This window comes from Dethiosulfovibrio faecalis (genome assembly GCF_021568795.1).
In the GTDB taxonomy this organism is placed as follows: Bacteria; Synergistota; Synergistia; order Synergistales; family Dethiosulfovibrionaceae; genus Dethiosulfovibrio; species Dethiosulfovibrio faecalis.
In genome coordinates this window covers 1-22029 of sequence record NZ_JAKGUE010000026.1, presented here as the reverse complement: position 1 = coordinate 22029, position 22029 = coordinate 1, and the positions used below count along the sequence as shown (strand labels likewise).

Genomic DNA, 22029 nt, shown 5'->3' with positions numbered 1-22029 from the left:
ACCGTAGGGGCAATTTACGGCATCGACCAGGATAGACAACCTCTGCGCCGTCGTCACCGCCTCGACCGATACGCTACCCAGCAAGACGTTACGCCCCTGGGAATACACGTCGTAATCCGTGCCTGACGCCATCGCTGGGAGTAGGTACAGGTCCAGGGTCTTATCCGCCACAGGCGCCGTCGCAAACTGGAAATCTATCTGGATCATGCCGCCTATACACCTACGAAAGTCCACCTCCTGTGCAAAGGTTGCGGCGGCTGTGGTGGCTATGTCCTCCGCAGTGGAGACTACTACTGTCTGATTTTCCGTTATCTGGCTCATTTGAAACCCTCCTTTATTTCTCGATGTGTAACTGCCAATGGGACAGTGCTATCGTTCCCGATCCACCCGTAACCTTGCCCTCTATCGTGGCTGTCATAACAGCGCTAGGCATCGACGGGAACGGACAATGTATCTCCACCACTCCGCTGAATGCGACCGCCTGCGTCACGCTCTCTGTGCCTATGGTGATACGGATCTCGGCACCGGCAGCGGTCCCCAGGTCCACATCGGCCAGCAGGATCACCCCGCCTCTGCCGTCTACATCCAACCAAGTTGGCAAAAACGTTGAGGTTCCGAGCTCTGTCCATGTGGTCAAGTTTGTGCTATTGCCAACATTAGACCCAACCAACGGAGGTGAGAACTCGTTTACAGGGTCAGCCATTATTTTGAGCCTGTCTACCGTCACCGTCCCGGTCGTGACTAGAGCCTCGACGGTCAAATCCCAGGCCACGCCATCGGCCAGCGTTGTCGTGTCCAACGTCAGCTCATCCGTGCCCGAGGCCGTGAAGGCTGCCGTCTCCGCCGTGACCGTCACCGTGCCGTCGAAGAGGGATAGTCGGACCTGCCCAGCCCCTGAACGACGTAGAAGTACCGAGAGCTCCGGCATATACCAGTCCGACCGCCCGATAATCTGTCCAGTGGCCAATACTTCATAGGTCGTGGCCGTCGTACTGGACGGGATAGTCGTGTGGACCAGGGTAAGCATTACAGAGGATCCACCAGCCCCCACTCCGTCTAGTTTTGTCTTATCCTCTGCGCTCATCAGGCCCTTGGCTTCCGTCGTGGCCACTGCGTCGGACGGCACATCGGCGTCAGATATCAGGGCGTTGAGCTCGTCCAGCGTCGCCCCTGTATGACTGCCAAGACCATGACTTTCGGGCGGGTACTGCGTAGGCCTTGCCTCAATGTTGTTCCAGTTGACCAAGTCAGCGCTGTCGGCAGCGGTCGCTCGCCCCGCACTGACGGCGTAGGTTGCCTGGTCCGCAAGATCGGCGGCGTCCACCTTGCCATCGCCGTCCGTGTCGTAATCGAGCTTGAGCATATCGCCCGATCCGGTACCGTCCATGCCCTTCCGAGCTATCACCTGCCAGTTTGTGTCTCCGCCGGTGGTCGCATCGGGAGGCGTCTGCCCCACGTTGTCCTGTGCGGCCACATAGGAGGAGCCGTTGTAATAGATACCGTCGCGCTCGACATACTCCGTCGCGATGTCCCAGACTCCTTTCCAGTTGATGCCGGGGTCGCCTTGCAGTCCCCGGATCCCCCTAGGGCCGAGAATATTTCCTTTCTTGCTCCATACCCCATCGGTCTTCTGGTACCAATCGCCATATCCGGCAGATTCAGAGTCGTTGTTGGTCGCCATATCGTTGTTTTTGCCCAGAGACGTGGAGGGCACGCCGTAAACCACGTACCACCTCGAACCCGCCTCTCCGGTGTCTCCGGGGTCTCCCTTGTCGCCAGGGAGACCCGGATCCCCTTCATTCCCTTTGGGGCCACGAAGACTGATTCCAGTGTCGACCCACCCGCCGGTCTGCCTGATGTAGACCACGCCGGTGATTCCGTGAAGGTAGTGATCGCCGACAGACCCTACGGACGCCAGAGGGGCGGTGGTTCCGGTGTACCAGAGAGCTCCGGCAGCTCCCGGGTCGCCAGTCTCGCCTTTCAGAGTTCCTCTAAGGATCCAGGCCCCGCCTTCCTTGCGGTACATATCCCATTTTTCGGCCTCGTAATCTATGCACCAGTCGTTATCGACGCCGAGAGAAACCGACGGAGCCCCATTAGAGCTCAAAACACTGTACCCGTTTGACCCCGGATCACCCTGGTCGCCTTTAAGGTTATTTTGGAAGGCCTTCTTTATCTCGTCGATATGAGTTACCACCAGAGATGCGACGCTCCCAATCGTGGTAGTGTTGAAGTTCCGGATTATGCAATAGTCCGCTCCTGTAACCGTAGCATCGGCGTAGGGGTTGACTAGCTCAAGGTGAGTGTTGTCGGTTATGGAGTCGATCTCATAGAGCCGAGACGCCGCCCCGGAGTCCATAACCGCAAACAGATCCCCTTGTCTGGCCTGAGTGAGCCATAGAGTTCCAGTCCCTACGACCGTGGTCTCTCCCTGTGTCACCGAAACGGAGCTTTCTTTGTACCATACGGACGATACCGCCAATTACCTCACCTCCTCCGCAAAAGGCAGGGACTCCCGGATCTCCGAGAGTCCCTGCTTAAGTGCCTCTAGTTTTTCGGTGCGGCCCAAGGCCGCCTCGGTCAACGCTTCCATTTGTACTTCTATGGGATAGGCTTTTGTATAAGCCTTTTTCCGCTTCGCCCTGACCTCTTCGGGCGTCGGCCTGTAGTCTATCCTCATACCTCTACCTCCTCGTCCAGATAGGGCCAGCAGGTGATCTTTACGGTCCCGCTGTAGCCGGTGATCTCAGCCGTGCAATCGTCGATCGTAAAGGCCTGATCTCCCAGTTTGAGAACTGCACCCTTGGGGATCCCCGAGATGGTGGCACCTGTGATGGATAGGGGCATTTTGGGACGGGGAGTCGGATCCCCATTTTTGAGGTAATAAGTATGATCATAGATCCCTCTTACACAGATCACGCCTGGATCTGTTGGTTTGGCAAGAACCCCACTAGAACGACTTTGGAGGTACCGGCCACCAAGGTCAAACTCTGTCCATGAATACATTCACGTCACCTCTTTACAGATAGTGCAAATAGCGTAGAATCTTCAATCCAATGCCCATGAGCAGCACTAATACATCGGCACCTAACTCGATATGTGGCCGTACCCCCTGCCGTGTCCATCCATGACAGCGCAATTCCTGTCATGGCTACTGCTGTGCTAGATCGCAACACAATAGTTTGAATAACAACACCGGACTTAACAAGATCACACTCCATCCAGCCTCCCCCATAATCAGCAGAAGCAGTGAACACCATAAGCCGGGGCTGTCCATAGTTGCCAACACAAGACAAACTAACCAATGAAGCTACTCCCCCGATAGGGACTTCAACTCTAGCCGTGTTCTGAGCTGCATCGGGAACCGTTACTGCGTTGCCGTCTATCTTCAACGTCCCCACAGCAGCATCCTTGATCTTTGCTCTGGATATAGCGGCATCCTGTATAAACGCATCTCTGATAACCGTTCGGGTTCGCCCATCGACCGTTCCGATCATGAACGGCGGAGTTCCCCCGAAGGTATTGGGAGTCTGAACCAGGAAGGTGTCGACGTTGAAAATCATGTCGATCGAAGAGGCACTACCTACCATCTCCAATCCTCCGACGTGATTGTTGGTTGTTGTCTTGACTGCCCATTTCGATTTCATGCCGTCGACAGAACTCATCGTCTGCTGTATCGACGAGGTGTTCCCATCCACGCTGGTTTGCAAGGTGTTGATCTCCTGGGCCACAACCTCATCTGCGGAAACACGGGCTTCCGTCTCGCTTTTGATTGCGGCATACACGGACCCCGAAGCAGGGTTGCTAGGATCGCCTATCTTCGCCACGACTGTGTCCACCTGGGAGGCCACAGCCTCCACCGCGTTAGCTCTGGCCTGTTCCTCATCTCTGATTGCGGCGTAGACGGTTCCGGCCTCCGGATCCCATGGATCACCTATAACGGCCTCCAGAGTGGAGATATTCTTGGCTAGCGCCTCGTCCTGTGTTGCCCTGGTCGTCTTCTCCTCGGCGAGGGCAGCATAGATAGTCCCTTCCCCCGGGTTGTTGGGGTCTCCCAGCATTGCGGAGATAGTGAGGATCTGGCTGGCTAGAGCTTCGTCCTCTTCTTCTCTGATCCGCTGCTCCTCTTTTATAACGGCGAAAGACCATACAAAGTCGTCGTAGTCGGCGAGGGCTCCTGTGATGGTATTTTGGTCTATCTTGTCCTGCGCTCGTTTCTGCAAAAGCTCTTCTATGGCGTCGTCATAGTCGGAGAGAGCGTTAAAGATCTCCGTTTCGGCCAGAGAGTCTATGGGTTCTTGCAGTTCGTCGAGGGCTTGGAGTACCTGGTCGGTGGCGATCCGGTCCCAGAAGTCGTCGGCGTTCTCCATATCCGAATACCCGGGGACCCCGGATTCGGCGTTCCATTGGGACACGTTGCCCGAGGTGTCTACGGCTCGGATCCAGTAGTATCGCCCGACGAAGGATCCCAGGTGATGTCTAAACGTCGTGCCGTTGACCTCCCCGATCTTTACCGCCGTTTCCCTGTCGTCGGTGGAGCTAGCCCAAACCTCGATGTAGGCCAGGTCCCTACACGGCGACCCGTCTTCGTTTGTCGTCGGGTTGATCCAGTTCAGGATGATCTCACCAAACCACCCCTCCGTCGTCAGGCTGGTGGGAGGACTGGGAGCTATGTCGTCGTGGCCTGGGACGATCTGCCCCAAGACACCGGTGCGAGGCTTGCCGTTGATATCCGTACCCCATACCCGGACGGTCAATGTCTTGCCGGTCGTTATCCCCTCCGATATGAGCACGTCCTTCACCGCAGGGGAGACTTTCTTCTCGCTGGTCTCTTCGTCGTTGTGCCACCAACTGACCACGTGCTCTTTCATCTCCGCCGACGGTGGCGTATATCTCACCCGGACCTTGGGGACGTAGGTACCGTCCGCCTGCTGGCTTCCTACGTCGGTGAGGAGGAGATTTGTGTAATCGTCCAGTACGGTCGGTGGATCGGGGTTGTCGGTGGTCGCCGGGACCTGGGAGGGAGTGTCCACGTAGGTAGAGCCGTCGTATTCCACCAGTGTCACGGTGCATTCTTCGTTCTGTGCGTCGTCCTGCATGTGGAGGACGTGGAACCATGTCCGATCCCATCCAGTCACAGCCGATTCGGTGAGGCCGATCACGTCGCCGACCTCGAAGTCCCAGTCACAGACGGAGACCGTGAAGGAGCAGAAGTTGTTTATGGTCTGAGCCACGTGTAAGGCCTGCTCTCCAAGCCTGGCCGCCTGATACGGATCCGTCACACCCAAAAGAGAGATGTTCCGCTCGTACAGCCCTCTGGCCTCTACGTCTGCCTGAGCTTCGAAAGGTGTGGATGTCCGCTCGTAGTGGTTTTCGGGGTCCACCCATTCCAGGATCACCCGGTTATACGTTTCCTCTCTGCCCTTCTGCCACCACTTGAACGTACCCTGCTTGGCCACATCGTTCACGACGAGGTAGGCGTCCGGTGTGGATACGGGCCTGTTGACGCAGATGGTTATCTGCTCCCTCTCCCGGATGTACCCGTCGAAGCACATGAGCATGTCCCGCAGGATGTCCGGCGCAGGTCTCTGCTGGTCTATGATGTAGTTGAGGCTGTAGCGGGGCCGACCGTCCAGAAGCTCGTCGCAATATGCCGCGGCGTCCTCGGCGGCGGGGATGTTTATGGCCGCCAAGGGAATACCTACGCCGTAGTCCGTATTGGTGAGCAGGTCGACGATGCACCACACCGGATTGGCGGTGTATCTGATCCCAGAGGGAGTCCAGACCTCGCGGCCTTCGAATTCCGTGGTGATGGTGGGGTTCCCTGTAAGACCCTCCTGGACCTTGAGTGTGGCGCCTAAATAGGCGACTCTTCCGTAGCTATGCTCTCCCGACTCTCGGTCGTCTTTCAGTTGATCCGGCGTCCCCAGATGGATGTCGCAGGAGCATTCTTTCAGGTCCACCGTGATGACGTTCCCGTTGGGGTCCCTGCGTTCTTTTCGTCCTTCCCATACGTCGTATTCTTCTTTGGTTGCCTCTACCCAAGAGTACTCGGTGATCTCCTCGTTCTCCTCGCCCGGCACCAGGTGGGTTTCCTCTTTCAGAATCCAATACTTGATTTCCTGCGCCTGCGCGTCCGCATCTTCCCCGAACAACAGATGCTCATTGGCGTACACCGATATAACCCGATGGATGGGGCCTTGGGATAGCCCCACGAACATGTCCATTTTCTGTTTTTTATCGTCGTAGAACTGCTGCATGAAGACGTTACCGGCGACTCTTACCCTGCCGTAGCATATGGGTATAGGCAGCATCTGAGATTTGGTGTTGTGTATTTCGCTGAAAGAATAGTTAGGACTGGAGCTCCCGAAGTCCATCGAGGGCTGATCGAAGAGGGAACCGATGGAGGCTCCGAAAAGCCATCCTAATCCAGCAGAGCTAACAAGCCCCCAGGTCGCTAATGTAGATCCAAACGCCGCTCCTAACAGCCCTCCGATTACCGCTCCCGCCATGTGTACACCCCCTTCAGGTACCGTCTATACGCCGGTGTCAGTCTCGATATCCTGCTGGTTTTTCCCTCGAAAATATGCAAAAAATGGGTCCGGTCCGTGAAGGTGGCCACATGCCAGCAGACATCGAAAAAGAAAAGCCCCACGGCTCCCGATTCCGGGGATTCCGCAGGGCTGAACAGCCGCTCCACTTCCGTCTTGATGATCTCCGATTTCTCGTATTGGTCTCCCTGTCCGTAGTCCTGAGGAAAATCCAGCTCTCGGCCGCATAGCACTTTCTGCGCCAGCACCGCCAGCCCCACGCAGTCCAGGCCGTCCAGGTCTCTACCATGAACCACCCAGGGGATCCCCACCAGGTCCGCCAGGGTCATTTGAGATTGACCGTCCTCGGGTCCTTACTAGACGGCAGGTGCGGAAATCTGCTGAGGTGATACAGCTCACGAGGTATAAGGGCCGCCACGCTGCGCCCGGCGGAGATGTTCACCGAAATCTGCGATTCGGTAATTGTCGGGGCATCCATGATCCCGACAAAGGTAGTCATGCCGATCCACGTCGATTCGTTTAACACGGCGTGGATAACAGTTATCTTCCCGTCCTTTATCCGGTAGTTCTTGGCGTATCCGCTGAACTGGTTCGGCAGGTTGCAGAGGGCTACCGCTCCGGAGGCTTTTTCCATGTCCTTGCTGGCCTTCGGCGCCGATATACTGAGGGGGCTGGGCAGATAGGTCTTGCCCTCATAAAGGATCTCTGCCGAATGGTCCGTAAAGTACAGTTCGATCGTGGTGGACGGATCGTTCACCGCAGGAAGGCTCGGTATTCCCACCAGCCAGGCGGTGATTATCTCCGGCTTTTCTGCCGCGGCTTCGTAGGCAGTGTAGGCTCTGGGCATTTAGAGGACCTCCTTCAACACGACTTTGGAGATCTCTCCAGACCTCGTACCGTTCCACGATGGAGACAAACTCTCCTCTCCGAATCTCACCGACACCGTTTCGCCGGTGTCCGGTACGATCCACGAAAAGGCCTCGAAAGGTCCCTTGCGGGCATCGAAAAAAGCTATGATTCCCCTGATCGTAGCAGCATCGGCCCTAAAGGACAAAACCCATTCTCGGGGATATCGTCCCTTGAATTTCCGCTGTTCCCTGCCGCCCTCCAACGTGGACACCAAAACCCTGTACCCAGGCTTGGACTGCCACGTATAGAGAGGCACATAGTCGAAAATCTCCACGATATCAGCCTCCTTTTACGACCTTTCGAGTTACGCCGTTGTTCGTATAATCCTGGGCGAACACCCCGGTAATCGCTCCCGGGTTCCTACGGCAGACATCCGCAAAAGATTGAGCATCGACAGCCTGGATATAGTAATTATGTATTATCGTGGCCCCGCCGGAGCCCCCGGAACAGTCGGCAGAAACACCGAGTTTGCCATCCACTCCACGCTTCAGAGGCATTATCGCCTCCGGACCAGCCTCTCCCATAAGCCCTATTCCGGATGCAAACGGGAAGATCATAGGCGAATTCACTACGCCACCGTCCGCAAATGCCAGCATCTTCCCTCCGGAAAAAGCCGCCCCATCCGCAAAACCCAACCACCCGCCGATCAACTTCTGCAACGCACTGGAGGCGATGCTTTTTGCCACATTTTGCAGGGCATCTCCCAAGTCTTTAGCGTTCACGATAGCGTCCGCAAGGCCTCGGGCCAGGTCGTTGGCCCAAAGCTTCGTCATGTCTGAAACGTCGGAGGTGGTATCCTTCACTCCCTTTTGAGCTTTTTCGATGGCTTTTATCACCTGTGGGAATTCGGCATACTCGGACTTAAGGGATTCCAAAACATCCAACCACTGATCTTGGGTTATCGTCCCCTTGGACAGTTCCCCGTTCAATCGAGCAAGATCCTCGTTGACCAAAGACGACACGATGCTCTGCGCCTCGGCAAACCCCTCTCGCAATTTATCGGTCCAGGTCGACGGATCGCCCATATCGACCCCATCGAAGCCGGACATCAAATCGGAAACTCTATCTTCAGAGGAGGTGAAGCCCTGTGAAAACTCCCATCTGGACAGGGCCTCGGCCCGTTTCGCCGCCGCTTCCGCCTCCCGTGCAAGTTCCTCGTTCTGCGATTTTATATTGTCGTTAACCTGCTTCTCCAGATCCACTACAAGCTTCCAGTCGTCGGACAGCGGCTTGAGCTTGCCTTTCCATTCCTCCAGTATCGGCAGGAAAGCGGAACCGTCCTCGTTGAGGTAGCGTATCTTATCCCTCATGAGATCGACGGCCTTCGCTGCCTCCGAAATAGACCTTCCTACCTTCTTGCCGTCTCCGCCGAAAGGGATCCCCTCAAATGATCGAGAATTTACGGAAGCCTTATAGGAGGTCAGCTCGCTCAGAATCCGTTTTATCTCGGGATCGTTCTCGAACTCGGTACCCTTCAAAGAATCGGCCATACCTCTCAACTTCAGGTACGCAGACTCCTTCAGATTGGAGATATCACCGTCGGTATCCCGTACGTCAGCCTTGAATTTCGCCAGGGCGTTACCCATCTCTTCGAGAACGGACCTATACATACGCCCATCCTCTTTGAGTTTTAGATCTCCCCTGGCATTGTTCAGCTCGCTTTCTTTTTTCTTTATCTCCGAGTCAGCCGACGTGGTCGTCCTGGAGGCACCTATCATGGTGAGGCTTGCCCGTTCCATTTCTTTCTTCTGCGCCTCGTTCAAGACAGCCAATTCCTCAGAAAGTTTTCTTACCTTCTCGCGAGCCTCGTCGATCTTGCGATCCCACGTCGTTCGGCTCAACCCCATCAGGGCTTCCTTGGTATCCCGAACCTGTTCCTCAAGGCTCTTCATGGCCCCTTCGGTTTTTTCGGTCTCTGAAGTCATATCATAAAAACCGGATATGACAGGGGGTATCACCAGGGAAAGCCCCACTAAAACAGCGGATACGGCCAGCATAGGACCGGTCGACATGGCACCGTTAAGTCCCAGCACTGCCCCTTTTGCCGCAGCCGTGGCAGCGGAAAAAGACGCTAAGGCTTCTCCCGCCTTCAACATTCCTCCATAAAGCTTGACAGCACCTTTTCCCAAGGACCTGAATAACGTAAGGGTCTGGCCAGCTCCGAATAAAACCGGGCCTACTGCGGCAGCTACGGCGGAAAAGGCAACAACGCTGCTTTGAGTACTGGAGCTTAGACGTGAAAAACCTTCCGCAAGGTCGACCGTCATATCCACGACGTCCACTAGGCCGGGAGCGAGGTGATCTCCCAAAGCGATGGCCGCCACGTTCAGACGGTTCTGCAAAACCTTCAGCTGAGACCCTGTGGTCCCGTAACGCTTCTCGGCCTCCTCCAGCAAGGCGTTATTCTGCTCCCAAGCCTTTCGCCCTATCTCCATAGCCTCGGAGAACGTATCGCTTGCTCCGGCGGCCCGCAAAAGCGAATCGGTCAGCCGGATCTCGGTAATCCCCATATCGTTCAGAACCTGAATAGCCGACGTGCCCGAACCTTCCAGATCGCTCAAGCCATCAATGAACGCAAGAATCGCCTTTCCGGGATCGACATCGAAAGCCTTTTTAAACTCCTTCTGAGTCATCCTTGCGACCGATGCAAAAGAGCGCAGATCTTCGTTGCCCGTGGCTACAGCGGTCTTTATGCGGATCATGAGCTTTGAAAACGACGATCCACCGGCCTCAGCGTTGATCCCAACGGAGGACAAGGCCGCAGACATGGCCATAATGTCCGATTCGGACATGCCTATCTGAGATCCGGCACCGGCCAACCGTTGCCCCATGGCCACTATGTCCTTCTCCGTCGTGGCCAGGTTGTTGCCTAGATCAACGACAACGCTTCCCAATCGATCGAAGTCGGTCTGACTCATCCTCGTCACGTTGGCAAACTGAGCCAGAGAGGATGCGGCCTCCTCCGAGCCGAGATTCGTCGATTCACCCAGGTCGATCATCACTCTCGAGAAAGACAGGATGTTATCCGTGTTGATGCCAAGTTGGCCCGCCGCTTCCGCCACATGGGAAATGGCCTCGGCACTGGCCGGGATCTCTTTGGACATATCGAGGATCCCGTTACGCAGCTTCTTTATCTCAGCCTCCGTCGCATCGACGGTTTTTTTCACCCCGGCGAAAGCGCTTTCGAAATCGATGCTCGCCTTCACTCCGGCCACGCCTACGGCCGCCAGAGGAGCGGTAAAAGCGGTACTCAGGATTTTTCCTTCCCGCTGCATATTGGTCGACATCTTCCGCATCTTGTAGTCTATCCGCTTGAATCCTCGTTCGAGCTCGGTCAGATCGGTGCCGAACGCAAAGACTACCTTCTTTCTGGCCATACGCTACCGCCCCCCTTTCTCGACCTTTTTTCTCCGTACCTTCTCTTCCAGGAACTCCCTGTACTCTCCCTTTCCCATTACCTGACCATCGACCCAATAACCGACCAGATCGGCTATGTTTATGGAATGCTTAAGGTTCCCCGATCCGTTCAGAAGCCAGCAGGCCATCTGAGCCCGCTTCTGGCTGTCCAGGTACTCCCTGTAACGCCAGGCTTCAAGCAGGTCTTTCGCCTCTCCCCAGGTAAGAATCCATAATTCCGAGGGTCTAAAACCGAGAGGACCGAGAAGAGCCAGCACGACATCGTCGCAGGCCTTTTCCCAGTCCTCTCCGGTCAGTTTTTTTCGCTTTCATCCTCTTCCGCCGGGTCAGCGGCATCGAAAAACTGTCTGCCCAGGATCCTTTTAAAGGATGCCCCAAAAAGTCGTATCGCCTTTTGGACTGCCTCGAAATACAGCCCCTCTTCTTTATCCAGATCGTCGCCGACTTGATCAACCGTCAAAGTCGGGTCCTTCCACAGCAACCCGGCCCAGATAATAGTCGTTCCGAAGGATATGTCCGTAGGGTTTACGCCTTCGGTCAGCATCTCCCGAGAAGTCTTGCCTATTTCCCCTTCCAGAGCGCGAACGGCGTTTATTCCGTACTTAAGCTCCATGTCCATAAGCTACCTCCTCCTATACGACAGTTGATTCCGTCAAAGCTCCGCTCCCCTGAAATGAAATGGAGAGACCTACCGCATCCTCGGTGGCTCCGGAGACATTCCACGCCGTTACGTAGGCAGTCCCTGTAAGCTCAGGTTTTCCGGTAGCATCTCCAAGAGGATAGAAAGTCAACGTCACCGCAGTACCTGCTATTACCTTGGACGAAAGCTCCGCCTGAGCCGAATCGGTAGGATCGTAGAAACACTCTAGACTGCCGCTCCAACTAGCCTGCCCCACCAGATAATTCTTCCAGTCCGTCGATATAACAGACGCATCTATGGTTCCCAGCGATGTATCGAGAGAAAACGATTTCACTTCTCCGAAAGCCGTAGGGGTTCCACTTACGTCTATATGTACCAGTGCTTTTTTCGCTGTAGATGCACCCATATTCTTTACCTCCCGTCATAACCCTTTATCGTCAAAACCCCGTGATACCATCCGGAAGGAATCCTGGATGACCGGGCAACGTCCTGTAAAACTACAAGTTCCTCCGCAAACCATTCGATCGGCAACGACGCCAGTATCGTGTCGGCGATCTCCAGGACCTCTTTCCGACCCTGATAATCGCTCCAGATATGGAGATCCACGTACCAGCTGCGATCCGAGTCGTCCAGCAAACTCCCCCGCAAACTCTGAATCTGTCCGACCTGGACATACGGCCCAGGCTGTCCCTCCGGAACCAAATCGAAAACGCCCTCGACTTTCGCCGAGAGCGTCTCCGTAAGAAACTTGTAAACCGCCTTTGTCGTATCGATATGGCTCATCCGCCTACTCCATTCTTAAGAACTGTCATCATGGTTTCGACAAGTTTTTCCTCCGTCTCAGTTTCGTGGGCCCTAGCCGCAGGAAACAAAAACGGGTGAGGACTGGAGTTCTTAGTTCCGAATTCCACGAAACCAGCGTAGTATGGGTCACCTCCGCTCACCTTTCCCCCCGCCGAGACCGTGGCCGACAAGCGCTTCTTCGACACGAAGGAACGGATCGACTGTTTAAGCACTCCAGTGTCAACGGGAACCCTTCCTTTAGCATCCTCTTTTATTGCTTCGGCCTGCTCCTTAAGCACATCCCCGGCTTCTTCTCGAACCTCGATGCCAGCCTTGCGCAGATCCCGAATAAGCTCCTCCGTGCCGCTAACCTGAAGTGTTATCATTCCGGGGCCTCTAATCTGCAATCGAAATCGACCCACTCCCGACCTAAAGGACGGCAGGCCTTGACGACCAACTTAAAGCCGCGCCAGGTAACTATGTCGTTGATCTGTACGGACATTGTGATGTCAGTCTGCCTTACCCTCACGATATGGGTTCTAATCTCGACCTCTCCACCTGCGATAACGCCGTTTTCGAAGGACGGAACTCTCACGCTGGCCCACAGGACCGCAAGCTCGAGCGGGACGATGCTCCAGCCTCCCATTCCGTCCGGGGTCCTTTCCGATCTCGAGATGATCACCCTGCTTCTAAGATCTCCGATCGATGTCGTAGTCGACCTCATCAGTAGACACGCCCCATATCCAACAAAGCACCGACGCCGAAAGGGATCTCGTCCCGTCCGGCGTCGGCGGCTTCTCGATGCTGATACCAATGGCCGACAAGCAGTAAGACGGCCTGTTTCACCGTGGCGGGGATATCCTCCGGATCGTACCCCACCGTCATCACGACGGTCGCATCGCCGGTCGATTCGGACATCAGCCACCCCGAAGACGTCAGTGTATAGGCGACCGGTACTCCGTCTATCTTCAAGGCATCCACGGAGACGACAGGGGCGAAAGGCACACGCCAGGCAGGGGGGAGGGAATCGTGATAGACATAGACCTGTCGCCTGGCGTAGAACCTGCGCTGGTAGCCCTCTCCGTACTGGGTGGCAGAAATCAGCAGCGACTCTATCAGGCTATCCTCGTCGTCGTGATCGACTCTTAGGTGTTGTTTTGCCTCCTGAAGAGTCACCGGAGACGTCGGTATCCCCGCCTCTACTCGGTACATCAACGAACCCCTCCTTCTTCGCATACTCCATGCACTCATGCCCCTCTGGAATATCTTCCCCGGGAGCGAAAGAGACTTTACGGATTCCGCCAAGCCACCAGACGAAACCATGTTTTACCTTCATATCTTCGCACCGCCCCTTCTTGACAAATATTTTTTACACGTGTTATAGTCACATTAGAAAGGAGAAGCGGGATGAAAAAAATAGAGATCAACCGCAATAAGGCATACTCCTCAACAGAAATCATAAAAATACTCGAAGCCGATGGATGGCAACTCAATAAAGCGGAGGGAAGCCACCATCAGTTCAAACACCCAACTAAAAAAGGCAAAGTCACCGTCAAGCATCCAGACAAAAACGTTCCTGGTCCCACAGCAAAATCGATATGGAAACAAGCAGGGCTCTTATAGCTCTACCTACTGAAAGGAGATGAAAAGCATGAAAACAAGACCGGACAAATATCGTTATCCCGCGATCTTGGGGTATGACGTCGCCACGACACAATACTACGTCCTCTGGCCAGACCTGCCTGGATGCACCACGACCGGCACAGACGAAGACGAAGCCCTGGGAAATGCCAGAGAGGCTATGTCGTTACATCTCTGGGGGATGGAAGACGACGGAGACGCTATACCGGCACCGACCCCTATTCAGCAACTCGACTTAAGCGAGTACGAAGAAGACGGCAATAAATTCGTCGTCGTTCTCGTCGAGATATGGATGCCTTCCTTCCGGGAACGCATGGAAACGAAGGCTGTCAATCGGACGGTAACTTTGCCTGGCTGGATGGATCGAGAGGCGAAACAGGCCTCCTTGAATTATTCCCAGGTATTGCAAGACGGCATTATGGAACGTCTCAAAATCAGCCGAACGGTGACGAAAGAAAAAAAAGAACGAATAGGGTTATCTGCTTGAAAAGGTAGGGGAGGATATTCTCCCCTACCTTTCTTACGCCTCGCACTTGACCAGTTTGACGGCCTCGGAGTCCTTCAGGAACCCGCCGACCCGTTTTGTCGTATAGAACCCGACGTAGGGTTTGTGTGTATATGGATCTCTGAGCATACGGATTCCCATACGGTCGACGATGGTATAGGCCTTCTGGAAGTTCCCGAAAGCCAGGCACAGGGCGTTAGCTCCGACCCCGGGCATATCCTCGTTTTCCGTAACCGGATAGCCGAGAACCAGAGAGGGCTGACCGGCCTGTAGACCCGGCTGCCAGAGATAATTCCCCTCCGAGTCCTTCCACTTGCGAATAGTGGCCAACGTCAATCCGCTCATCATCCACCTCGCCCCCGCACGATGACCCGCCTTAAGGGCATATATCACGTCGATCAGGAGATCGCTCGGGTTCGTGGCAGGGAGGTTGTCGGCAACACCGGTCTTGAGATACTGAACGGTCCCGAAGGGACGAGTTCCGTCGGCCGTATCGGCACTGTCGTAGGCGAGCAATCCCTTGGGCTTCTTACTGCCATCCCCCAAAGTGAAGGCGGCGTTCTCCGCTACTGCGAACGTAGACGACAATTCTTCGGTAAGCCAGGCCTCGACATTGAAGAAAATATCATCCAAACTCTTCTGAGTCGCCTCCGGATTGGCGTAGATCTCCCCCATGACGGGAGACACTTCGGCAAGCTTGGGCGTATCGGTTGTAGACCTGGAGTCGGTCTCACCTACCCACCCGCTACCGAGTCCATGCAGGTTGACGAGTTCCTTATAGTCCTCGTTGCCCACTGTGATACTCCTGCATATACCTCTCATAGGGGTAGACGTCTCAAGCAGACTGTAGATCTGCGTACTCAAGACTTCCGGGATGGCAAAACCGCCGTCGGTATCGCTTCCCAGATTAAGGGCCTTCGACTCGAGGTCGGACAAATCACCCTCTGTACCTTTACGCATCCAACCCATAAAGGAGGTTTTATGCTCCTCCGCAGCGGCCTTGTCTTCGTCTCCTCCCACCGCTCCGGGGCGGTTCATCTTGGCCTCGAGGGCGGCTTTTTCCTCCTCGATCCGTTTGATCTCCTTTTCGAGATTGGCCAGCTTACTCTCGAACTCCGCTCCGGATCCGCCTTTTTTCATCTCCTCGAGGCGGGCATCGTTAGCGGCCTTATACTCCTCGAACGCTTTCTGCAACGCTTCTATGAGTCTTTTCAGCTCTTCCATTTTTATACCTCCATAGCTTTCAACAGATTTTTCGCCGCCTCTATTACCTGATTCTCCGTGACGGCCTCTTCGGCATCCCGCCGGGAGAGCTTGGATATAACCGTCTTCGCCTCGGACCGGGTAAGGCCCTTTGCATCCCGCAACCAGCCTTCCACGTCCCTGACCGTAGCAAGTTCCTCGACGCCTTTGACATCTCTCACCCTGGCCTCGTCGTTAGCCGGAAAAGTAACCAGGGAGATCTCCCACAAATCGACTTCCTTCAACAACCGTACGTCCTTATCCCTGTATTCGAAATCCTGGGGTACATAGCCTATAGAGAGACCGGACAAGGCTCCGGCCTTAAGCAACGCGTAGGCCTCTTTCGCCCGGTCTACATCGTCGATCAAAAGTTGACCGGTCACCTTCAAACCTCTGTCGTCTTCCGCCACGTCCGTATAGATCCCTATAGGAGCATCGGGATTATGCTGCCACAACAAAGCGGGGGTCTTCCTCTGTAAAGACTTCAGGAAGGCCCCCTTCATAACTATGTCGTCCCAGGCATCCTGAACCCCGAAAACAGATCCATACCCGGAAAAGATACCGTTCTCCTCAATCCCCTTCAGCTCGAAGGGGACGTTTTTCGTCTCCATCGTCGTCGTCATCCTTTCCGGTACTGGACATGTTCATAGGCGTCAGGTACTCGTCTCCGCCCTCTCTCGGGTTGAGATTCTCCAAGCTCCTAACTTCGTTGGGACTCATAAACCCGCTCTGGATCGCTATCTGATACGCCTGATATCTCGCCTTGATATCACCTCGCAATAGTCCGTTCACGGCAAACTCGGCGTACATATCTTTGGCCAGGCCGAAATCCCTGTTGATGGAACTCTCCATTCGTCGAAGCCATGGCATAAGGGTATAGGTCACGAACCCAATGCTCATGGACTCTATACCGGACCCCCACGACGTCGTTTTAGTCGTGCTTTGAATCATGTGCAGAGGCACCCGAAAAATCCGGGCTATATCCTCCACCTGAAACTGTCTGGTCTGAAGATATTGAAGATCCTCCTGGGAAAGAGACACGGGCTGGAACTTGGCATTCTCCTCCAGAACCGCCACCTTCCCGGCGTTCTCTCCGCTGTATAGCGCCTGCCAGGATTCCCGAAGACGCTCTATCTGCTCCTTGTCCAGACGCCCTTCTATGGAGAGGACTCCACTCGGCCTGGCTCCGTTTTTTATAAGCCGCCCGCCGTGCTTCGTAGCCGTGATGGCAAGTCCTATGGTGTCCCGATGATAAGCTATAGGGGACACTCCGGTGTATCCATCCAACGTCCGATATCTCAAGTGCCAGATATCGTCACTCCCCAACCGCCTGACGGACCCGTCCAGGAACGTCACAGAATAGACCAGCGACCAGTCCCTCTCCTGCTTAACCGAGACCATGCCGGGATGGATCGGCAGAAGCTCCCTAACTCTTCCGGAGCCGTCCCTTACCTTGTAGCAATAGGCGTTGCCACGCAAGGCGAGATGCTGCAAAAGATACTCACGAAGCTCGAAAGCTGTCATCCAGTCGTTAGGGCAAGAGTTGAATACCGACCATAACGGATGGTCTCTCGCCTCGTCTCTTCCTCCATCGTTTCGACGGCGATAGATCTTCAAGGGCAAGGTGGCGACGCTCTCGGATATGAGCCCCACGCAGGAATAGACCGCGGAAGATTGCATCGCCGTATTCGCGTTGACATGCACTCCGCTGGACGACTCCCCTCCGGGATAGAACATCTGCAACGCCGAGGCATAGGAATCTGATTTCCTACGGAACAAATTTTTCAAGAATTTCAATGGACCACCTCCCTCCTACAAAACGACTATGCCTCTGCTTCTATAGATGCTCTCCTCGTTCTCCTTGGCCTGCTGCATAGCAGCTATGGCCATGACCAAGGCTACGACAGGGTCGATCTTCTCCGTGCTCTTGTCCTTGACCGGCTTGATATTCCCCGCCGGATCGGATGATATGACCACGTTGTCCGCCGCCCACGAAAGCACGGGGTTATCGCCGTGTCTCAACACCTCGTCCAGAACGGCACGCTCCAAGGTCTTGGACGGTGCAGACATGGAGGCGAATCCCTGTCCTACCGGCACAACGTCTATACCGCCCTCCTCTATCGTATGGGTTACGTTCATGGCTCCCCATCGGTCGAAACCGATCAATTCCAGCGACGGAAATACGTCCTTTATCTCGAAGATCTTCTTGAGGATCGCCGTTTCGTCTATAGCGTTGCCTTCCGTCCCTATCAGATAGCCCCGTTTCATCCAGTGATCGTATGGAACCCTGTTTTTCTTTACTCGCTTCCATAGGTTCTCCATCGGGCACCACGACCAGTTCAAGAAGTACAACAGCCGATCTTCTCCAGGCTCGAAGACCAGGGAGAATGACGCCAGGTCATCCACGCTGGCCATGTCCAAACCGCCGAAGCAGCGACGTCCCTTCAAAAGCTCGAGGTCGAAAGCACCGCCGCAGGCCTTCCACTTGTCTATGGCGAACCACCGGGTTTCCGCTCTGGTCCAGATATTGAGCCGATATCGCTTGAAGGCGTTTTCTTTCAAGGGGCTCTCCTGGGCCTCCAGGCATTCCTGACGGAAATCTTCCAACTTTATAGTCTCTCCAAGGGAGGGATTGGCCGTTTTCCACGCATCCTCGGATCTCCAGTCCATCTCCTCCTCGTCGGTGTTCCTGGCTTCGGCATCCTCCCAGTTCGTCGAGTAGATCAACGCAAAAAAGGACGGGTCCAAGACCTGTCCCTTCAGTATCTTTCTGGCGTATTCGTGCTGCTCCCAGCAGACGCTCTGGCGATCGAATCCAGCTGTGGTGATGGATACGAACAGAGGCTGCTCTCTGGCCGCACCGGCATATCGCAGGGTATCCCATAGGGCCCTCTTTTTCTGGGCGTGAAGCTCGTCGAAGACAAGCCCGGAAATATCGTACCCCTCCTTGGTCTCCACGTCGGCGGATAAGGCCTGATAAATCGAGCTCTTCCTTGCATAATAGATAGTTTTGGTCGAAGGCTTTATCCTCAGTCTTTTTCTGAGATCCAATGATTTTCTTACCATCCGAGCGGACTCGTTAAACACGATCCCAGCCTGTTTGTGATCCGCTGCCGCAGAGTAGACCTCCGCTCCCTGTTCCCCATCCGCGCAAAGCAGGTACAAAGCGATCCCGGAGCATAATCCACTTTTCCCATTTTTCTTAGGTACTTCTATGTAGGCCAGCCGGAAACGCCTGGTGCCGTCTTTACGCTTCCATCCGAAGAGCGGCGCGATGACCTCGTATTTCTGCCAGTCCATGAGCAGGAAGGGTTTTCCAGCCCATCTCCCTTTGGAATGGCGCAGATATCTCTCGAAGAAGTTGATCGCCCGTTTCGCCGACCTTTCGTCGAAGTAATACCCCGTCTCTATAGCGTGTTCATCCGCGATGGAGGTCTTAAGCCTTGCCGGATTTAAGACGACTTTCGGGTATTTTTTAGCTTCGTCCGGCCTGTACCACCGCATCAATCGAAATCATCCTCGAACTGATCCACCTCCTGATCCTTGGGCAGAACCAGGCGGCACCTCGAAGACGGCGTAAGGCCGAACTCGGAACAGAACGTCCTTATGATCTGGGCGTACTTCGTGGCAATGTTGACCTCCGGACGGGCAACGACGTTTACCGCACCGGCTTTATTGACGTACTCGTAGGTCAGCCCTTTTTCGTCCAGGATTTTCGTAGCCCACAACCACTTGTCGTAGGCATCGCAGTAGACCGCCAAGGCGGTCCGATCGATCAAGGTCAGGAGGCCGATATCATGAAGCTCTTTGGCCACTCTGCGCCATTCGTTTTTGGCGGCCTGGGAAAGAGAAGACGGACACCTGGGCATACCTATAGGTTCTGAGGCATCGAGGTTGAGCTTGCGTTTCCCCGGATTTCCTTCAAGAGCTTTTAATTTATCCGGTTTAGGCACCGGTCCACGCTTGCCCATCCGCATCACCCCCCTTGCTCAAAACTTGCGGACACGAAAAGATGACCTCCCTCCGTTGTCCTAGCCCCCTCCTCGTGGAGTTTTGAGGGCCCCCTCCCTGTGGATCTTGTTATGGCAGGAATGACAAAGGCTTTCCAGATTATCGAAAGAAAGAGGATCGCCACCTAAAGCAATTTCTACCTTGTGATGGACTACATCGGCAGGGACTACTCGTCCCCGTCTCTCGCACTCTTCACATAAAGGATGCAGTCTCTTGTATCTGCCTCTCGCCTTCCTCCACACCGTCGAGTGATAGAAATCATGGCGCGTCGGCCTCGAATCGTTATATCGCCTCATCCGATCCTTTTTCCGCTTCTCCATGTACTTCTCTCCAGGCTTTCTCGGCATCTCTTTTCGCCTCCTTTTATGGCTCCACCCTACACACCTACCAGTGAAACATAAGGGGATTGTGTTGCACTCGTTCAAAGTCTTCCCGTCCCTTGCAAATACAGGTCTTAAAGCAACTTCAAACTCTATTCCGACCTGCAAGAAAGAGCTCCATTAAAGAAATAGAATCATATAAATTACAAGGCCACCTCTCTATAGTAACTATCAAGCTCGTCCTGTGTTATACCAATGTATCGCAGGGTTACCTCGGGGCTTGAGTGATTTAACATTTTCTGGATCCTGGTGATGTCCACTCCGGCCAGATAGCAGTGATATCCGAAGGTCTTACGCAAGGTGTGAGTGCCTATCCTGTCCGCCACTCCTACCGCCTTAGCCGCCTTGGACAAGGCTCTCCATGCCTGACATCTGGAGACGGGAACAAGCAGATCGCCTCGTTTTTGCCTGGATGGAAAGAGCGGTTCGTCCTTCTCCGCACCTCTGGATTTGAGGTAAAGAGCAAGGGCTGAGCGAGCCTTCTCGTTCAATGGAAAGCTTTTTGCCTTGCCGGTCTTCCCTTCTCTGAGACTCAACCTCTGAGCTATACGGATCCGGCTACCAGACCCAGACAGGACATCTCCCACCGACAGACGAAGCAAGTCCGATATACGAAGCCCTGCGTTAACCCCCAACACGAAGAGGGCGTAATCCCGCAGGTTTTTCTCCTTCAGTTTCGCCCTCACTCGGGCGATATCGCGCTTCTGTCGAAGCGGCTGAACGAACTCCATCGGATCACCTCCCCTCGCAAGACCTTCTCAACCGCTCAAGGCTCCATCCCTTCTTCGCCCTTCGCCTGAGCCAGCGCCGCATGAGGCGCACGTCACAGGGTTCGACGATAGTGATGGGATCCGCCATGTAGGGGATGGGATACCTGGCGTCGGAGACACCGACACGCAACCCGCCCCGTCCTTCCCTGCGACACCAGATAACGTACATGTCCAATCCCCTCCTATTCCAAGGTATAAAAAAAGCCCCGGTCCCGAGGACCAAGGCTTGCGCTTTTGTAGTTTATAAATCATGATACAGAACAGCCAAACTTCTGGGAGGTGAACTAACATGACTGAGAAACTCTATGATTATGATTTCGCAGAACAACTCGACGATATAGAGGCTATAGAGATCTTCCTCGAAGACGCTTTCGAGACAAACGACCCGGGCTACATAGCTCAAGCCCTCGGCGTAGTAGCCAGATCCAAAGGCATGAGCGAAATAGCCCAAAAGACCGGACTGTCCAGAGAACAGCTCTATCGAAGCCTAAGCGATAAAGGCAACCCCACATTGCAGACCCTTCTCGCCGTCCTAACGGCTTTGAACCTACACCTGAAAGTCACGGCATAGCCCCACTATGTCAATAAGAAAGATGCCCCGGCGCTGGGGCGTCGGGGCTATATCGGGAAATCCCGGGCCTGCACTCCCGGGCTGCTCTCTTGTTGTGGCACACTATCAGTATAAGGCCGCTTTCAAATTTATCATCCACGTTATCGCAACGATATAGTAACAACTATCATCGTTATAACGTCGTCATAACGTCACCATTTCAGAGCTATCTGAAACCCCTTCAGGGCATCCCGAGCTATCATCATCGGGATCTCCTGCCTCTTCCTGGTCACGGTGCCGGGCGACATTCCGACCCTGTCGGCCACTCTCTGCAACGGGGACTTCCCTCCCAACCTGGTCTTACCTGTTACGAAACGGACGTGAAGACAGAAGATCTCCCAGTCCTCGGCGAAGAAGGTCTTTATGGCTCTGGCCGATTCCACTATGGCCGGCCAGCCCGCTTTCTCTATCACCCCCCGGACCTCGTCCAGTGCTATCGTCTGGTTCAGTATCCCGTCGTGATCCGGGTCTCTGTCTATCCTGACGCCCGGGTCCTCCGCCGCTCCGGAGACATAGAGCCTCCGGCGGGTCATTATCTCTATCCATTCGTCGTCGGTCGGGGGCTCGGCC

General features: G+C 54.8%; 27 protein-coding genes and 1 pseudogene. 3 read left to right on the top strand and 25 right to left on the bottom strand.

Annotated features, from left to right (window positions below; translation table 11 throughout):
• The 16 genes from L2W58_RS12565 to L2W58_RS12490 all read right to left on the bottom strand — a co-directional run.
• A partial coding sequence (locus tag L2W58_RS12565; RefSeq protein WP_236103763.1) for a hypothetical protein occupies positions 1 to 321 on the bottom strand: 321 nt, incomplete at its 3' end.
• A 13-nt stretch (positions 322 to 334) separates the two neighbouring features.
• The gene (locus L2W58_RS12560) at positions 335 to 2482 is read right to left on the bottom strand and encodes a collagen-like triple helix repeat-containing protein (protein ID WP_236103762.1); all 2148 of its coding nucleotides are present in this window, start codon (positions 2480 to 2482) and stop codon (positions 335 to 337) included.
• Positions 2483 to 2680: a hypothetical protein gene (locus L2W58_RS12555; protein WP_236103761.1), complete on the bottom strand. Its 198-nt coding sequence runs from the start codon at positions 2678 to 2680 to the stop codon at positions 2483 to 2485.
• A complete protein-coding gene (locus tag L2W58_RS12550) occupies positions 2677 to 2847 on the bottom strand; it encodes a hypothetical protein (RefSeq protein ID WP_236103760.1) in 171 nt (56 codons plus the stop codon). Before L2W58_RS12550 ends, L2W58_RS12555 begins: the two co-directional genes overlap by 4 nt.
• A gap of 164 nt (positions 2848 to 3011) precedes the next feature.
• Positions 3012 to 6512 carry a phage tail protein gene (locus tag L2W58_RS12545; protein WP_236103759.1) on the bottom strand — a complete coding sequence of 1167 codons (3501 nt, stop codon included), beginning with the start codon at positions 6510 to 6512 and terminating at the stop codon, positions 3012 to 3014.
• Positions 6497 to 6880 (bottom strand): hypothetical protein, encoded by a 384-nt coding sequence (locus L2W58_RS12540; protein ID WP_236103758.1) that lies wholly within the window; start codon positions 6878 to 6880, stop codon positions 6497 to 6499. The genes L2W58_RS12545 and L2W58_RS12540 overlap by 16 nt, the downstream gene beginning before the upstream one ends.
• The gene (locus L2W58_RS12535; protein WP_236103757.1) at positions 6877 to 7398 is read right to left on the bottom strand and encodes a lipocalin-like domain-containing protein; all 522 of its coding nucleotides are present in this window, start codon (positions 7396 to 7398) and stop codon (positions 6877 to 6879) included. The genes L2W58_RS12540 and L2W58_RS12535 overlap by 4 nt, the downstream gene beginning before the upstream one ends.
• Positions 7399 to 7734: a hypothetical protein gene (locus L2W58_RS12530; protein ID WP_236103756.1), complete on the bottom strand. Its 336-nt coding sequence runs from the start codon at positions 7732 to 7734 to the stop codon at positions 7399 to 7401. It lies immediately after the preceding gene.
• A 4-nt stretch (positions 7735 to 7738) separates the two neighbouring features.
• Positions 7739 to 10837 carry a phage tail tape measure protein gene (locus L2W58_RS12525; protein ID WP_236103755.1) on the bottom strand — a complete coding sequence of 1033 codons (3099 nt, stop codon included), beginning with the start codon at positions 10835 to 10837 and terminating at the stop codon, positions 7739 to 7741.
• Between the two features lie 3 nt (positions 10838 to 10840).
• A complete protein-coding gene (locus L2W58_RS12520) occupies positions 10841 to 11134 on the bottom strand; it encodes a hypothetical protein (protein WP_236103754.1) in 294 nt (97 codons plus the stop codon).
• Between the two features lie 35 nt (positions 11135 to 11169).
• A complete protein-coding gene (locus tag L2W58_RS12515; RefSeq protein WP_236103753.1) occupies positions 11170 to 11496 on the bottom strand; it encodes a hypothetical protein in 327 nt (108 codons plus the stop codon).
• 13 nt (positions 11497 to 11509) lie between these two features.
• On the bottom strand, positions 11510 to 11923 hold the full coding sequence (locus tag L2W58_RS12510; protein WP_236103752.1) for a phage tail tube protein: 414 nt from the start codon (positions 11921 to 11923) through the stop codon (positions 11510 to 11512).
• Positions 11924 to 11928: 5 nt separating this feature from the next.
• Positions 11929 to 12300: a DUF3168 domain-containing protein gene (locus L2W58_RS12505; RefSeq protein ID WP_236103751.1), complete on the bottom strand. Its 372-nt coding sequence runs from the start codon at positions 12298 to 12300 to the stop codon at positions 11929 to 11931.
• Positions 12297 to 12686, bottom strand: coding sequence for an HK97-gp10 family putative phage morphogenesis protein (locus L2W58_RS12500; protein WP_236103750.1), 390 nt, complete (start codon positions 12684 to 12686; stop codon positions 12297 to 12299). Before L2W58_RS12500 ends, L2W58_RS12505 begins: the two co-directional genes overlap by 4 nt.
• Positions 12683 to 13024 carry a phage head completion protein gene (locus L2W58_RS12495; RefSeq protein WP_236103749.1) on the bottom strand — a complete coding sequence of 114 codons (342 nt, stop codon included), beginning with the start codon at positions 13022 to 13024 and terminating at the stop codon, positions 12683 to 12685. Before L2W58_RS12495 ends, L2W58_RS12500 begins: the two co-directional genes overlap by 4 nt.
• Positions 13024 to 13512, bottom strand: coding sequence for a head-tail connector protein (locus tag L2W58_RS12490; protein WP_236103748.1), 489 nt, complete (start codon positions 13510 to 13512; stop codon positions 13024 to 13026). The genes L2W58_RS12495 and L2W58_RS12490 overlap by 1 nt, the downstream gene beginning before the upstream one ends.
• 195 nt (positions 13513 to 13707) lie before the next feature.
• On the opposite strand from L2W58_RS12490, the gene L2W58_RS12485 reads away from it, so the two are divergent.
• A complete protein-coding gene (locus L2W58_RS12485; protein ID WP_236103747.1) occupies positions 13708 to 13923 on the top strand; it encodes a type II toxin-antitoxin system HicA family toxin in 216 nt (71 codons plus the stop codon).
• 28 nt (positions 13924 to 13951) lie between these two features.
• The gene (locus L2W58_RS12480) at positions 13952 to 14428 is read left to right on the top strand and encodes a type II toxin-antitoxin system HicB family antitoxin (protein ID WP_236103746.1); all 477 of its coding nucleotides are present in this window, start codon (positions 13952 to 13954) and stop codon (positions 14426 to 14428) included.
• Positions 14429 to 14461: 33 nt separating this feature from the next.
• On the opposite strand, the gene L2W58_RS12475 is transcribed toward L2W58_RS12480, so the two are convergent.
• The 8 genes from L2W58_RS12475 to L2W58_RS12445 form a co-directional block, all read right to left on the bottom strand.
• Positions 14462 to 15670, bottom strand: coding sequence for a phage major capsid protein (locus tag L2W58_RS12475; RefSeq protein WP_236103745.1), 1209 nt, complete (start codon positions 15668 to 15670; stop codon positions 14462 to 14464).
• Positions 15671 to 15672: 2 nt separating this feature from the next.
• Entirely contained in the window at positions 15673 to 16299 is a 627-nt protein-coding gene (locus L2W58_RS12470; protein WP_236103744.1) for an HK97 family phage prohead protease, read from the bottom strand.
• Positions 16259 to 17485, bottom strand: coding sequence for a phage portal protein (locus L2W58_RS12465; RefSeq protein WP_236103743.1), 1227 nt, complete (start codon positions 17483 to 17485; stop codon positions 16259 to 16261). Before L2W58_RS12465 ends, L2W58_RS12470 begins: the two co-directional genes overlap by 41 nt.
• 15 nt (positions 17486 to 17500) lie before the next feature.
• Positions 17501 to 19192 (bottom strand): terminase large subunit, encoded by a 1692-nt coding sequence (locus L2W58_RS12460; RefSeq protein WP_236103742.1) that lies wholly within the window; start codon positions 19190 to 19192, stop codon positions 17501 to 17503.
• Positions 19192 to 19659 (bottom strand): phage terminase small subunit P27 family, encoded by a 468-nt coding sequence (locus tag L2W58_RS12455; protein WP_236103741.1) that lies wholly within the window; start codon positions 19657 to 19659, stop codon positions 19192 to 19194. The genes L2W58_RS12460 and L2W58_RS12455 overlap by 1 nt, the downstream gene beginning before the upstream one ends.
• A 60-nt stretch (positions 19660 to 19719) precedes the next feature.
• A complete protein-coding gene (locus tag L2W58_RS13225; RefSeq protein ID WP_420827993.1) occupies positions 19720 to 19995 on the bottom strand; it encodes an HNH endonuclease signature motif containing protein in 276 nt (91 codons plus the stop codon).
• Between the two features lie 227 nt (positions 19996 to 20222).
• Positions 20223 to 20810: a site-specific integrase gene (locus L2W58_RS12450; protein WP_236103740.1), complete on the bottom strand. Its 588-nt coding sequence runs from the start codon at positions 20808 to 20810 to the stop codon at positions 20223 to 20225.
• Between the two features lie 4 nt (positions 20811 to 20814).
• Entirely contained in the window at positions 20815 to 21018 is a 204-nt protein-coding gene (locus L2W58_RS12445) for a hypothetical protein (RefSeq protein WP_236103739.1), read from the bottom strand.
• Positions 21019 to 21138: 120 nt separating this feature from the next.
• On the opposite strand from L2W58_RS12445, the gene L2W58_RS12440 reads away from it, so the two are divergent.
• Positions 21139 to 21420, top strand: a complete 282-nt coding sequence (locus L2W58_RS12440; protein ID WP_236103738.1) for an addiction module antidote protein — start codon at positions 21139 to 21141, stop codon at positions 21418 to 21420.
• Between the two features lie 191 nt (positions 21421 to 21611).
• On the opposite strand, the pseudogene L2W58_RS12435 reads toward L2W58_RS12440, so the two are convergent.
• A pseudogene (locus tag L2W58_RS12435) lies at positions 21612 to 22029 on the bottom strand (hypothetical protein); the annotation flags it as partial.

What these genes read in the sequence shown, in the direction of transcription:
- L2W58_RS12460 (WP_236103742.1), bottom strand. Translation starts at nt 19,192, where the DNA reads ATGCGGTGGTACAGGCCGGACGAAGCTAAAAAATACCCGAAAGTCGTC.
- L2W58_RS12505 (WP_236103751.1), bottom strand. Translation starts at nt 12,300, where the DNA reads ATGAGCCATATCGATACGACAAAGGCGGTTTACAAGTTTCTTACGGAG.
- L2W58_RS12550 (WP_236103760.1), bottom strand. Translation starts at nt 2,847, where the DNA reads ATGCCCCTATCCATCACAGGTGCCACCATCTCGGGGATCCCCAAGGGT.
- L2W58_RS12470 (WP_236103744.1), bottom strand. Translation starts at nt 16,299, where the DNA reads ATGGAGACGAAAAACGTCCCCTTCGAGCTGAAGGGGATTGAGGAGAAC.
- L2W58_RS12490 (WP_236103748.1), bottom strand. Translation starts at nt 13,512, where the DNA reads ATGTACCGAGTAGAGGCGGGGATACCGACGTCTCCGGTGACTCTTCAG.
- L2W58_RS12455 (WP_236103741.1), bottom strand. Translation starts at nt 19,659, where the DNA reads ATGGGCAAGCGTGGACCGGTGCCTAAACCGGATAAATTAAAAGCTCTT.
- L2W58_RS13225 (WP_420827993.1), bottom strand. Translation starts at nt 19,995, where the DNA reads ATGAGGCGATATAACGATTCGAGGCCGACGCGCCATGATTTCTATCAC.
- L2W58_RS12485 (WP_236103747.1), top strand. Translation starts at nt 13,708, where the DNA reads ATGAAAAAAATAGAGATCAACCGCAATAAGGCATACTCCTCAACAGAA.
- L2W58_RS12450 (WP_236103740.1), bottom strand. Translation starts at nt 20,810, where the DNA reads ATGGAGTTCGTTCAGCCGCTTCGACAGAAGCGCGATATCGCCCGAGTG.
- L2W58_RS12480 (WP_236103746.1), top strand. Translation starts at nt 13,952, where the DNA reads ATGAAAACAAGACCGGACAAATATCGTTATCCCGCGATCTTGGGGTAT.
- L2W58_RS12495 (WP_236103749.1), bottom strand. Translation starts at nt 13,024, where the DNA reads ATGAGGTCGACTACGACATCGATCGGAGATCTTAGAAGCAGGGTGATC.
- L2W58_RS12535 (WP_236103757.1), bottom strand. Translation starts at nt 7,398, where the DNA reads ATGCCCAGAGCCTACACTGCCTACGAAGCCGCGGCAGAAAAGCCGGAG.
- L2W58_RS12440 (WP_236103738.1), top strand. Translation starts at nt 21,139, where the DNA reads ATGACTGAGAAACTCTATGATTATGATTTCGCAGAACAACTCGACGAT.
- L2W58_RS12475 (WP_236103745.1), bottom strand. Translation starts at nt 15,670, where the DNA reads ATGGAAGAGCTGAAAAGACTCATAGAAGCGTTGCAGAAAGCGTTCGAG.
- L2W58_RS12515 (WP_236103753.1), bottom strand. Translation starts at nt 11,496, where the DNA reads ATGGACATGGAGCTTAAGTACGGAATAAACGCCGTTCGCGCTCTGGAA.
- L2W58_RS12540 (WP_236103758.1), bottom strand. Translation starts at nt 6,880, where the DNA reads ATGACCCTGGCGGACCTGGTGGGGATCCCCTGGGTGGTTCATGGTAGA.
- L2W58_RS12445 (WP_236103739.1), bottom strand. Translation starts at nt 21,018, where the DNA reads ATGTACGTTATCTGGTGTCGCAGGGAAGGACGGGGCGGGTTGCGTGTC.
- L2W58_RS12510 (WP_236103752.1), bottom strand. Translation starts at nt 11,923, where the DNA reads ATGGGTGCATCTACAGCGAAAAAAGCACTGGTACATATAGACGTAAGT.
- L2W58_RS12525 (WP_236103755.1), bottom strand. Translation starts at nt 10,837, where the DNA reads ATGGCCAGAAAGAAGGTAGTCTTTGCGTTCGGCACCGATCTGACCGAG.
- L2W58_RS12500 (WP_236103750.1), bottom strand. Translation starts at nt 12,686, where the DNA reads ATGATAACACTTCAGGTTAGCGGCACGGAGGAGCTTATTCGGGATCTG.
- L2W58_RS12545 (WP_236103759.1), bottom strand. Translation starts at nt 6,512, where the DNA reads ATGGCGGGAGCGGTAATCGGAGGGCTGTTAGGAGCGGCGTTTGGATCT.
- L2W58_RS12555 (WP_236103761.1), bottom strand. Translation starts at nt 2,680, where the DNA reads ATGAGGATAGACTACAGGCCGACGCCCGAAGAGGTCAGGGCGAAGCGG.